The organism is Micromonospora sp. NPDC050695, assembly GCF_040654415.1.
Lineage (GTDB): Bacteria > Actinomycetota > Actinomycetes > Mycobacteriales > Micromonosporaceae > Micromonospora.
Genome location: NZ_JBFAHZ010000025.1, coordinates 40,656 through 52,391, shown reverse-complemented (window position 1 = coordinate 52,391; position 11,736 = coordinate 40,656). Strand labels below are relative to the sequence as shown.

Annotated in this window: 11 protein-coding genes; 7 read left to right on the top strand and 4 right to left on the bottom strand. The window is 71.1% G+C overall.

Going from position 1 to position 11,736, the window contains the following annotated elements; genetic code table 11:
- The first annotated feature begins 6 nt into the window (after positions 1-6).
- Positions 7-807, top strand: coding sequence for an SAM-dependent methyltransferase (locus tag AB0H52_RS19755; protein ID WP_357949118.1), 801 nt, complete (start codon positions 7-9; stop codon positions 805-807).
- 17 nt (positions 808-824) lie between these two features.
- Here the strand turns inward: AB0H52_RS19755 and AB0H52_RS19750 are convergent, their stop codons facing one another.
- Entirely contained in the window at positions 825-1,799 is a 975-nt protein-coding gene (locus tag AB0H52_RS19750) for a DUF559 domain-containing protein (RefSeq protein ID WP_151488659.1), read from the bottom strand.
- A 185-nt stretch (positions 1,800-1,984) separates the two neighbouring features.
- Between AB0H52_RS19750 and AB0H52_RS19745 the strand changes: the two genes are divergently transcribed.
- Both AB0H52_RS19745 and AB0H52_RS19740 read left to right on the top strand, forming a co-directional pair.
- Positions 1,985-2,140, top strand: coding sequence for a hypothetical protein (locus AB0H52_RS19745; protein ID WP_225854188.1), 156 nt, complete (start codon positions 1,985-1,987; stop codon positions 2,138-2,140).
- Positions 2,131-2,322 (top strand): DUF397 domain-containing protein, encoded by a 192-nt coding sequence (locus AB0H52_RS19740; protein WP_151488661.1) that lies wholly within the window; start codon positions 2,131-2,133, stop codon positions 2,320-2,322. The genes AB0H52_RS19745 and AB0H52_RS19740 overlap by 10 nt, the downstream gene beginning before the upstream one ends.
- Positions 2,323-2,388: 66 nt before the next feature.
- Here the strand turns inward: AB0H52_RS19740 and AB0H52_RS19735 are convergent, their stop codons facing one another.
- Positions 2,389-5,190 carry a M14 family zinc carboxypeptidase gene (locus AB0H52_RS19735; RefSeq protein WP_357949115.1) on the bottom strand — a complete coding sequence of 934 codons (2,802 nt, stop codon included), beginning with the start codon at positions 5,188-5,190 and terminating at the stop codon, positions 2,389-2,391.
- Positions 5,191-5,360: 170 nt separating this feature from the next.
- Between AB0H52_RS19735 and AB0H52_RS19730 the strand changes: the two genes are divergently transcribed.
- Both AB0H52_RS19730 and AB0H52_RS19725 read left to right on the top strand, forming a co-directional pair.
- Positions 5,361-5,777, top strand: a complete 417-nt coding sequence (locus AB0H52_RS19730; RefSeq protein WP_151488662.1) for a hypothetical protein — start codon at positions 5,361-5,363, stop codon at positions 5,775-5,777.
- A complete protein-coding gene (locus AB0H52_RS19725; RefSeq protein ID WP_357949112.1) occupies positions 5,774-5,935 on the top strand; it encodes a hypothetical protein in 162 nt (53 codons plus the stop codon). Before AB0H52_RS19730 ends, AB0H52_RS19725 begins: the two co-directional genes overlap by 4 nt.
- 137 nt (positions 5,936-6,072) lie before the next feature.
- Here AB0H52_RS19725 and AB0H52_RS19720 read toward each other — a convergent pair whose 3' ends face one another.
- Together AB0H52_RS19720 and AB0H52_RS19715 are read right to left on the bottom strand one after the other, a co-directional pair.
- Entirely contained in the window at positions 6,073-7,398 is a 1,326-nt protein-coding gene (locus AB0H52_RS19720; RefSeq protein WP_151488663.1) for a glycoside hydrolase family 18 protein, read from the bottom strand.
- 167 nt (positions 7,399-7,565) lie between these two features.
- Entirely contained in the window at positions 7,566-7,985 is a 420-nt protein-coding gene (locus AB0H52_RS19715; protein ID WP_151488664.1) for a PPOX class F420-dependent oxidoreductase, read from the bottom strand.
- Positions 7,986-8,276: 291 nt separating this feature from the next.
- Here AB0H52_RS19715 and AB0H52_RS19710 point away from each other — a divergent pair, with 291 nt between their 5' ends.
- Together AB0H52_RS19710 and AB0H52_RS19705 are read left to right on the top strand one after the other, a co-directional pair.
- The gene (locus AB0H52_RS19710) at positions 8,277-8,813 is read left to right on the top strand and encodes a hypothetical protein (protein ID WP_151488665.1); all 537 of its coding nucleotides are present in this window, start codon (positions 8,277-8,279) and stop codon (positions 8,811-8,813) included.
- Positions 8,814-8,820: 7 nt separating this feature from the next.
- Positions 8,821-11,670 carry a M48 family metalloprotease gene (locus AB0H52_RS19705; RefSeq protein ID WP_357949108.1) on the top strand — a complete coding sequence of 950 codons (2,850 nt, stop codon included), beginning with the start codon at positions 8,821-8,823 and terminating at the stop codon, positions 11,668-11,670.
- Positions 11,671-11,736 lie beyond the last annotated feature (66 nt).

Sequence of the window (11,736 nt, the reverse complement as noted above, 5' to 3'; positions counted from 1 at the left end):
TCGGTCGTGACACAGTCGGAGCCCGAGGTCGGCCTGGAACCGGACCGGCCGAACGCGGCCAGGATGTTCGACTACTACCTCGGCGGCAAGGACAACTTCGCCGCTGACCGGGCCGCCGCCGAGATGGTGTTGCAGGTCGCGCCGTGGATGCCCGAGGCCGCCCGGCAGGGCCGCGAGCTGATCGCCCGCACGGTTCGCCACCTCGTCGAGGAGAAGGGCATCCGGCAGATCCTGGACCTCGGCTCCGGGCTGCCCACCCGGGACAACGTGCACGAGATCGCTCACCGCATCGACCCGGAGGTGCGTGTCGTCTACGTCGACAACGACCCGGTGGTCTGCTCGCACGGCCGCGCTCTGCTCGCCGGCTCGAAGGCGGTGTCGGTGCTGCAGGCCGACCTGCGACACCCCGAGCAGGTCCTCGCCCACCCGGAGATCGGCGGCGCGATCGACTTCGGCAGCCCGGTCGCGGTGCTGATGATGTTCGTGCTGCACCTGGTGCCCGACGAGCAGGGTCCGCAGCGGATCGTGGCGAGCTACCGCGACGCCCTCGCGCCCGGCAGCTACCTGGCGCTGTCGCACGCCGGCACGGATGCGCACCCCGAGCTGATGGCCCGCATCTCCGCGATCTACCAGCGTGCCAACAGCCCGTTCGTGCCGCGCAGCCACGCGGACATCGCGAGGTTCTTCGGCAACTTCGTCCTGGAGCCACCCGGGCTGGTCAACATGTGGCCGTACGCCGAGCCGCCGGCAACCGACGATCCGGAGGTCGCCGGCACCGGTTACAGCGGCGTCGGCCGTAAACCATGAGCGGCGGCGCTGGACGGTCACTTCTGCCCAGGGCGGCGCAGGGGCGGGGTTGCCGTCCAGCCTGCGGCGACGAGGGCACGGCGGACGGTCTCGGCGACCTCGTCGGGGCGGGCACGGACCAGCCACGCGGGAAAGCGCAGGATCCGGTCCCCGCTGGTCCAGATGTCGTTCTGCCGGCGCATGTCCGCTGCCCACTGCCGGGCGTCCATGTGGTGCGCGCCGTCGACCTCCACCTGCACCCGCCACTCCCGCCAGTACGCGTCCAGCCACCGGTTTCGGCCCGCCGCATCGACCCGGTGTCTCTGCAGGTCGGGCGCGGGCAGCCGGTGCCGGCGGCAGAGCCGCAGGAAGTCGATCTCGGAGAGCGCCTGCGCGCCGCCGGCGATGTCGGTGACGGCCTGCTGGATCAGTTGCCGGCGGGGTGCGCGGCGTAGGACGGCGAGCACAGCGTCCAGTTCCTCGGGCAGCACCCGCCTTTGCTGGCAGCCGGCGGCTAGCAGCGCCTGCGCCTCGTCCACACCGGCCGCCCAGCCCGCCGCGTCGACCAGTGCCCGCGCCGTCGTCGTTCGCGGTGGACGGGCGAGTTGGAGATGGGCCTCGGGCAGCACCGACGTGCGGTGAACGAGGACGGCAGGCATGTCGATCGGCAGTCGACGCAGGGTGGTCCGTGCGGCGCGACGGGTGGCTGGGACCAGCACGTGCAGCGGTTCGCGTCGTAGTCCGCGTACCCCGGCTTCGGCCGCGGCGGTGACACCGGCGAGCACCGCGGCCGGCCCGGCGGCGAGCACCGCGACCCAGAGTTGCTGGTCGCGGGTGAGGCGACCGTTGCCGGTCAGCAGAACGCCTCGGCAGATCGACCGCCATCGGCCGGAGCGGATCCGGCCACGAACCGTGCCCTCACTCAGCAGCCCGGAGAGCTGCGCGGTGGTCAGCACGCCCGCCTGCTCGAAGGCGAGCCATTCGAGTGCGTCGGCATCGTCGGGGGGCACCATTCCCGGGAGTCTCGCCGCCGTCCGAGCCTCTCGCCACCAGATCTTGGACACTTTCCGTTCCGCGCTAACGGAAACTGTCCAAGATCTACCCCCGCGGCCCAGCTACCGCGCGGACGCCCAGCCGGTGAAGCGTTCGGTCAGGTCGGGCAGTGGCGCGGCGGGGTTCAGCGCGGCGAGGTTGGCGGGTGGCCGAGATGGAGAACCAGCTCGGCGGGGTTGTCGTTGACCGCGACGACGATGTGGATACCCTCATGTCGAGGTGGGAGATGGTCCGCAGTGAGGCGCAGCCCCGCCGCCAGTCACTCGTTCTGATGAGGGAAGTAGAGACATCATGGACCTGATCGACGCTGTGTGGCGGAGATCCACCCGCAGTGGCTCCGGCGGCGGCAACTGCGTCGAGGTTGCGGACAATCTGCCGGGCATCGTGGGCGTGCGGGACTCCAAGGATCCTGAAGGGCCGGCGCTGGTCTTCGGGCCGGCGTCGTGGCGGGCGTTCGTCGCCGAGGTCGCCCGGCGGCCGTAACCACCTCCAACACGCGGAAGCGCCCGCCCCCGATCGGGGACGGGCGCTTCGCTGTGCGGGGCTCTGTCAGGCGACCACCGACCGCAGTGGCACTCGCGCGTCGCGCAGCGCGCGTACCAGATCCTTCGCGAACGGGTGTTCGTCGGCCTGGAGTCCCTGCGGGTTCGGGATCACGACGTACACCGAATCGTCCTTCGCGGACGTTCGGGCGTCGGCGGTGAAGCGTTCGACGATGGCCCGGGTGCGCGGCAGGTCCGTCGCCGCGACCTCGATGGTGATCGGCCGCCACCCGCCGCCCAGGTCCGGAGCGACAGGCGCGGCGGCGGCGCTGGCGCGCGCCGCGTCGAGGCCCGGCGTCCGTCGGGCGTCAGCCGCGCCGGCCGGGTACAGCAGCGCGTTGGCCACCAGGTGCAGACCATTCTCGTTGTACGCCCGGAAGAGCGGATTGAACGCGAACAGCACCGCCCTGCCGGCGCCGGTCGGCTCGTCCACGACGGCGGCCGTCCCCTTGAGCGCGTCCGCGCCCACTGTGTAGCCGTTGGCCCAGAACGTGTCACCGGTCGGGTAGCGCAGCACGTTCGTGCCTGTGGTGCTCGGCGTGAGGATCGGGTCGCTGTTGTTGAACTCGAAGTCCTCCGCCGGGCGGCCCGACGCGACCGGGTTGTCGGTGTCGACGTCGACGCGCAGGTGTGAGCCGATCACCAGGTAGTCGGCCGGTTTGGCCTTCTCGGTGGTGGAGGTGAGCCCAGCGGCACGGGCCACCCGGGTGCCCTCGTTGCGCAGCCCCACGTAGGTGTGGCCCTGGGCGATCCAGTTACGCAGGTTGACCTGCCCGGCGGCGGTCAGACCGCCGGTGGCGTTGCTACCGTCGGGGACCAGCAGCACGGCACGCCCGGTGAACGCCTCGGTGTTGTCGTTGATGTCGGCCGTGGTGACCGGCTTCAGGTCGAGCCCCCACCGCTTGCCGAGCACGTAGCGGGCCTCGCCGTGCGAGCCGGACGTGGTGGAGATGCCGGTGCCCTGGAACAGCCCGACGTCGGGCCGGGCCAGGGGAGTGCCGGTGGGGCGGCCGCCCGGGGTGAGCGTCACCCCGAGGGATCCGGCCAGCTCGTCGACCGTCCGGTTGACCGTGGTCGCCGGGATGGCGACCCGGCTCGTCGCCAGGTCACGCACGAGCGGTACGCCACGGCCGAGCAGGCCGAACGTGAGCTCCGCGGCGGCCGCCGAGTCCAGCGGGTACGTGTAGGAGCCCCACGGCCATGCGAGCCCGGACCGGCCGCCGGACACCGTGCGGACGAGCTGGGCCCTCGGGCGGACGTTGTCTCCCGTGTAGATGGTGGAGACGCCCATGAGCAGCGGGTTGCTCCAGGACGACACGTCGTAGAAGTAGGGGAACGGGACGTACGGGTCCTCGCCCATGATCGCCTGGATCCAGTGCTTCTGCGGCTGGTCCATCGGGATCCAGTACGCGCCCCTCGGCACTGTCACGTTGGTGGCGGTCCGGCCGCCGAAGACCCGCGCCGTGGGCACCCGGGTCGGCTTCTGCACCTCGTACACCTCGACGTCCATCCGGCGCAGCCGCTCGACGAGCTGGCGGACGTCGGCGAGCTGCCGGTCGGGCAGCAGGAAGTACGAGCGGATCGTGATGGCCGGCACCGGGAACTGGACCTCGTTGGTGGGCTGCACCACCTCGTTCGGCTCCAGCGTGCCCGCCCGGCCCTGGGCGAGCGCGTCGGTCCAGATGTCGAAGTAGCCGTCCAGCACCTCACGCTTGTTGGCGGCGGCCCAGCCCAGCGTCGACCACTGGGTGTGGAACTGCTGCTGCACCCGGTCGGCCACCGCCGAGGCGCTGCCCTTCTCGTACGTCATGCCGGCCGCGCCGAAGCCGGTGGTCGGCACGGTGTCGCCGTAACCCATGAAGAACATGTCGTACGTGTCGTAGTTGAAGTAGCACTCGGTGGTCACGGTGTCGTCGCAGGCGCCGTTGTAGCCGAAGCCCGCCTTGTTGGCCTCGCCGATCCGGTTGATCCAGTCCACCGCCTCACCGGCGATCTCGTGGTGGATCGGGTCGGCGTTGGGCGGGAAGAAGTACTGCCGGCCGCCCATCTCGTGCGCGTCGATGAACACCTGCGGCGGGTAGCGGCGCAGCAGCTCGAGCTTGCCGTCGGTCTCCTGCTGGGTGCGCGCGAACCAGTCCCGGTTCATGTCGAACCCGAACTCGTTCTGCCGCCGGGTCGCGTCGCGGCCGTCCGGATTCTGGGTGGGAACGATGATGGTGACCAGGTTGTCGTTGCGCTGCTCGACCGCGCAGGACAGGCCGGCCGCCAACTCGTACAGCGTCTTGAGTGCCGCGTCGGTGCCGCTCTTCTCGCCGCCGTGCACGTTCGCGGCGACCCAGACGATGGCCGGGCTGTCCTTCGCCGTCCGGGCGGCGGTCCGCGCGCTGGTCCGGCGGGGATCACGCAGGTCCCGTACGTCGTCGGCGATCCGGCGCAGGGCCGCCGGCCGGACGTTGCGCTCGTTGGACACCACCGCGTACGGCAGCGGCTGGCCGAGCACGCTTGTGGCCATCACTCCGGTGACGACCCGGTCGGAGGCGCGGTCGACGGCCCCGAGGTACGTCCGGACCTCCTCGTTGGTGACGACCCGCTCCTGACCCGCCCCGAGCGGAAAGCCGAACACGGCCTCCGGGCTGGGCACGGTGTCCAACCGGGCGGTCGGGTCGGTGCGGCACGGGGAGGGCCGGGCGGCGCTCGCGGCCGAGGTGCCGCTGAGCAGGGGGGTCATGCCGAGCAGGAGCGCGATCGTGGCGGCTCCCGCCAGCCGCCTCGGGGGGATCTTCCAGAACGGACGCGACGATGGGGCCATGTCTCGGGTTCCCTTCTTGGGGGAAAGCCTCGCAGTGGCCGGAGCCTATGAATCGGCTGATGTGGCGGTCAAGGTCTGATCGACTTCGGTGACTCTCCGGGGCTGCCCGAAGGTGATGCCGCCTGGCAGGATGACAAAGGGGGGTTGGCCTTCGCCGGAAGGAGAAGACGGTGCCCGCGTCTCAGGAGACCATCACGCTCTCGGTCTATCCGGATCTTCCCTCTGCCGATGCTCGACGTTCCCTCGCGTCGTGGCTTCGCGCCGAGGATGTGCTCCGCGGGCAGGTGACCGCCGCGCCCGCTCCCGGCTCGACGACGCCGCCCGACGAGATGTCGGCGGGTGCAACGGACGTGTTGCTGGTGGCCGTCGGCAGTGGCGGCGCTGTGATGGTGCTTGTGCAGGCGATCGCCGGCTGGCTGACCCACCGCCGCGAGGACGTGACGGTGAAGCTGACCCTTCCCGGCGGATCGTCCGCCGAGCTGGACGTCCGCCGTGCCCGCGACATGGACCAGGTCACCGCGCTCATCGAGGCTGCCGTACGCGCTCTGGCCGATCACGAACCGTCTGTCGAGACGAACGACCGGTGAGCCGCCCCGACCCGAGCAGGTCGACCGCGCTGCTGATCGGCACCGCCACGCACAGCCAACAGGCGCTGGAGGATCTGCCGGCCGTGCGGGCCAACGTCACCGAACTGGCCCGACTTCGCGGGCGGCACCCTGCACGGGGTCACCCCATCCGATCCTGACGAGGACCGGCTGCCCACGCGGTCGGATGGCAGCCCGGCCTGGCGGTACAGCGAGCGGTGGTACACCTACTGACCTGACACCGGCCCGCCGCCGACCGGGGAATCGGCCGGCGACGGGCCGGGCGAGCGGGGTACGGCTACCAGGTGGTCAGGCCGAGGCCGATCGTCTTGGTCAGCGTGGCATTGTCGTCGTCGCCGTCGAGCGACCAGATCATCGCGCCACCCAGGCCGGTACGCCGGATGTAGAGCATCTTCTGCAGCACGACCGCCGGATCGTCGTACGTCCAGAGCGTCGTACCGTCGAACAGCCAGGCGTGCCCGGCGCGCAGGTCGCGGTGCACGGTGTAACCGTTGCCGGCCAGGGTCTTGAGCAACTTGTAGTCCTCGTACCCGGCCTCGAACGTCGCCGGCGCGGGGCTCGCGGCCGGCTGGAAGAGGCCGTTGCCGCCGCCGGTGATGCCGGTCCAGCCGCGACCGTAGTAGGGGATGCCCAGGACGAGCTTGGCACGCGGCGCCCCGCGGGCGATCCAGCCGTCGACGGCCACCTCGACGGAGAAGTCCGGGTTGTCCGGCGAACCCGCCGGCACGCGCAGCGCCGACTGCTGGTTGGCCACGGCCTCCCACCCGCCGTGGAAGTCGTACCCCTGGACCGTCGCGAAGTCCAGGTACGTGAAGATCTTGCGGCCCTCGTAGCCGGCGTCCATGGTGGCCGGGTTGGCGGGCAGGAAGGCGGTCAGCGGGTGGTGCGTGCGGGTCGTACGCCCGTACGCGTCCAGTTGCCGGCGGAACTCGGCGAGCAGCTTGGTGAAGTTCTCCCGGTCCTGCGGGCGGATGACGTTGCCCGGCTCACCGTCCCAGTTCGGCCACTCCCAGTCGAGGTCGATGCCATCGAAGACGCCGGCGGCGGCGCCGGGGGAGCCCGGGAGGTTGCCCTTCAGGTACAGGTCGATGCAGGACGCGACGAACGTCTTGCGGGAGGCGTCGGTGAGGGCGGCGTTGGAGAAGTACGTCGACCAGCTCCACCCGCCCAGCGAGATCAGCACCTTCAGGCCGGGGTGCTTGGCCTTCAACTTGGCGAGCTGGCCGAAGTTACCGTTGAGCGCCTGGCCGGGGGCGTCGGCGACGCCGTCGACGCTCTCCTCGGCCGGGACCGGCCGCTGGTAGTCAGCCCAGGCGTCACCCTCGCCCGGGCCGCCGTCCACATAGCAGCGTCCGTCCTCGCTGACGTTGCCGAACGCGTAGTTGAGGTGGGTGAGGCGGCTCGCCGCGCCGGAGGTGTCGAGCTTCTTGACCGGGAAGGCCCGGCCGTAGATGCCCCACTGGGTGAAGTACCCGACCCGGTGGTAGCCGTCGCGGCGCTTCGCGTTGTCGCCCGCGCTCGCGGCGGTGGGTGGCGCGGCGGTGACCAGCAGGGCCGCCAGGGTGACGACGGCGGTGAGACGGCGGTGACGGAGTTGTCGCATCGGCACACTCCCACGAGGACGGCAATCAATCAGTAAAGACACTTATTTGATTGATGAAGCTAAGCCGAGCACACCGTGCGGTCAAGAGCCGCCCAGCCGAGGGCGGCATGGGCTGCCCTGACGCCCTGACGGTGGCCCCGCCAGGGCGTCAGCGTGGTTGGCAGCGGTCAGCCGACCTGGTTGTTGTCCTTCTGCGCGCCCCAGCCGTGCCAGCGGTCGATCTCGATCAGGGCACTGACGCGGGCGCGTTCCCGCCGTGGGTACGCGTTGCCCGTGTAGTGCTTCGACAACCGGTCGATGTCCGCGAGACCCTCGTCGGGGCGCAGCTCCGCGACGTGCCCGATGATGCTGACGTGGGTGTACCAACCGGCCTCGTCGAGCACCGTGAGGGACACCCGGGGGTCGTTGCGGACGTGTTCCAGCCGGCGGCGGCTCTCGTCCATGTTGACCAGGATCCGGCCGTCCTCCCACAGGTACCAGGTTGCGGCGGATACCGGCTGGCCACCGTTGCGCAGGGTGGTGATGACGGCGGGGTTCGGCTTCTGGAGCATGGCGACCGCGGCCTCGGGAAGCGGTGGCTTGGACATGAAGTCTCCTCGTCGCGACAACGTTTACCCCTGCACGTTACGCACCCGCCGGTCCCGATCACGGTCGGACCCGAATGTCGGCGCGGTGGGTCCGGTCGTAGCCGTGCCGACCACGGTGGGACGCGCCGCGGCGGAGCGTGACGGCGGTCAGAGCAGTCCCCGTTCACGAGCACGCAACGCGGCCTGGGTCCGGTCGCGTGCACCGGGTTCGGCCGCTACCGGCCATCGAAATGTGGAGACGGTCAATACAATCGGTACCTTCCGGTAGCGGCGACACTGCGGGGAGCTTCGATGGAACCGGACATTCAACGGGCAGATGGACGGGGCGTGCGGCCCCCGCAGTTGGTACGCGATGTGGTGCGTGACGTCGTAGCAGAGCTGGCTCCCGACGAACTGGTGCTCGTCGACGCACTGCACCGCTTCGACGACGACACCGTGGTGCGTCGCCTGACGCGGCGTCGACCCGGGCGGGAGCCGCTCGGGTTCGGCCTGGCCGAGACCGCGGCGCTGGTCACCCCGCTGGTCTGGATCGCCCTGGACGAGACCGTCCGACTGTCGGTCGGTGCTGGTGCGAGTCGTGCGGGCTCGGGCGTCGGCGGCTGGCTGCGTGCCCGCCTACGCCGGAAAGCGCCACCACAGCCCATGGCCCCGCTGACCGTGCGGCAGTTGCAGGCCGTCCGGGACCGGGTGGTCGAGCTCGGGGTTCCCGCCGGCCTGACCCCGGAGGAGGCGGATCTGCTGGGTGACCGGGTGGTGGCCCGGCTGGTCCTGGCCGTCGACGGCGACCCGTCGGGGCCCGGTGAGGTCGACCAGGCCGGAAGGGATTAGGCGCACGATGTCGGTGGTCCTGGACCGGACGACGCCGACGGAGCCGTCGTCGGCACACCTCAGCATGTCGAATGCCGGCACTCTTCCACGCTTCCTCCTGTTGATCGTGCTCTTCGTGGGTGTCGCTGCCGTCATCACCGGCAGCGTCATCAACGCGCGCTCCGACCCGAACGGCGTGGGGGTCGGCTGCACTCTCGCCAGCGGGGGCGACCCGGGCCTCAGTGACCTCGACGTGCGGGTGCGCGCCGTCGACCAGGCATCCGCGTTCAAGGAGTGCGTGGAGCGCTTCGTGCCGCACCAGGCATGGTGGTGGAAGCCCGGCGCACTGCTGCTGGTGTCGCTCTGCGCCGTGGCGCTGTACTGGGTGCTGCCGCTGTGGAAGGGGCGGCGGAGCCGGGTGGTGCCGGTAGAGGACGTCGACGGTCTCGCGGACCTCTCCACCGTCCTGGCCGACCTGGTCGCCGTGGCCGGGCTGAGGCGCCCGCCCCGTTTCGTCATCGCGCCCGCCGTACCCGGCACCGGTGCGGTGGTCTTCGGCCGTCTCGGTCGCTACACCGTCTGTCTGGACGGTGGCCTCGTCGCCCGACGCCGCCGCGACCCCGAGGACTTTCGATCGGTGGTGCTGCACGAACTGGCCCACCTGCACAACCGTGACGTTGACATCGCCTACGCGACCGTCGCTCTCTGGCGCATCCTGTTGGGGGTGATCCTCCCTCTCGACCTGGGGTACGTCGCGGTCGTGAGCCTGCCCGGCACCGCCGGCACGTACATGCAGTCGCGGGAACAGACCCGGGTGGCGCACCACGTGGCGATGCTGGTCATCACCGTCGTACTGGCCTACCTGGCCCGCGTCGACATTCTGCGCACCCGCGAGCACCACGCCGATCTGACCGCACGACGGTGGGGTGCGAACGTCCGCCTCTGGGAGAGGGCGGCCGCCCAGGAGGTCACCGGGCGGACCGCGCTCGCGACCAGGTGGTCCAGGGCGTCCGGGGGCCCGCTCTGGCGAGCCCATCCCACCTGGCAGCAGCGGCTCGGGTCGATGGTGAACTCGGGGACGATGTTGACGCCGCAGGTGTTGTCGTTCTTCCTGACCGGAGCGACGGCGGCGATTGCCGCCACCAGGTTGCCCGCTCTGCTGAGCATGGTGGAGGTCAACGCCAGCCAGGAACACGTGATCATCGCGGGGCTGGTCGCCGTCCTGGTCACCGCGATCACCGGGCTGCTGCTCTGGCCGGCGGTGACCCATGCGGCCCGCACCGGCGGCCCGGCGCCGTCGGGGCTACGCGCCGGCTGTGCCCTGGGCGCCGGCCTGATCGTGGGTGAGTTGGCGGTGGGTCGCTCCGGCAGCGTGTGGGATCTGCTCCCCGATCAGCCCGGGTACCTCGCGCTGCCCGTGCTCGCGGGCCTCGCGGCCACCTGGTGGACGGCGGAGTACGCCCAGGTCTCCGCCACTCGCCCGGCGGGCGCGGCACAACGGTGGCCGCTGCTGGTCGGACTCGGCGTGAGCTGTTGCGTGATGGCACTCGCCTGGTACTGGTGGGAGAGCGAGGGCACCTTGCTGGCTGGTGGCCTCAACGCCTTCACCGCCGACCTGTTCGCTCAGTTCGAGCGGAGCGTCACCGACGGCCAGGGTTACGAAGGCACGCTCCTGCACCTCGCGCCCGGTCTGCCGCCGCTGCTGTTCCTGAGCATGCGGGTCGAGTTGCTCTGCCTGGCCGGGCTGCTCTGCGTCACCGCGATCCTGGCCTGGTTCCCCCGCCGGGTCAGCACCGGCGCACCGTGGCCGACCCTTCCCGCCGCCGGGATCGGCGCGTTCGGCAGCACCGTGCTGGTCGTGGCCACGACGGCGGGCATCAGAGCGTGGTCACCGGTGGTCGCCGGTGGAGAGCAGGGCCATCTCGTCAGCTACCTGACGTGGCTCATGGTCGTCATCGTCGCCGCGATGTTCGTGGCGGCGGGCTTCGCCGCCGCGTTGGCCGACCGCACTCCGTTGCTGCAGAGCCTCATCGTGTCGGGTGCCACGGGCTTGGCGGGACTGGCCACCCTGGCCGTGCTGGCCTCGGTCGACGGATGCGTCCGCCCGCTGGAGATCCTGGGGTCGTCATGCCGGTTCGATCCCGTGGCGGGCTGGACGGTGACCGCCCTGTTGGTGTCGACGACGCTGGGTCTGGGCGTGTTCCTCGCCGTCGCGGCCGCTGCCCTGGGCGTGCCTGCCCGCCGGCCGCTGCGTCGGTTCCGCGACCGCGCCATGGCCACCCGTCGGCCCCGCACCGACCTGCCCGACCGGCCCGGCCGAGGACGGCTCGCGCTGCGCCGCGCGGCGGTGCTCATGCCGTGTCTGGTGACCGCGACGTTGGTCACCGTGATGGCCGTCGACGCCCGGTCGGACTCATCGACGGATGCCGGCCCCGTCTCGACGAACTTCGTGCTCACCGACCAGCCGACCTCGCCCACCGTACGGGCGGCGCAGGTGGACGCGTGGCTCGCGCTCGGCGGCGCCGACCGGATCAACCAGGTCTTGACCGGCGTGCTGGCCCTGCTCGAACGGATCGATCGGCTCACTGCCGACGGGTCGTACCGGGCGTTCAGTGACTGGTCGGTGATCGATGCCGAACTGCGTCCCCGCTGCGTCGCGATCTCCGGCCCGGTCGCCGACGCACGCCGCTACTTCGACTATCCCGAACCGCGAGAGCAGGCCGCCTGGGACGCGCTGCTGGCCGGTGCGGAGTGGGCGGCCGGCGACTGTGACCTCGCCATCAGGCATCGGGACCGCGAGGGCTACCTCGCGGCACTGCGGGAACTGCTGCAGTTCGGGCGGGCGCTGCCGGCGGTGACCGGAGACATGATCCGGTGATCCGCGGGCGCGGGTGCGGCGCGCACCCGCCTGCGGGGCTCCGGTCGCCGCCGGAGAGGATGTGGT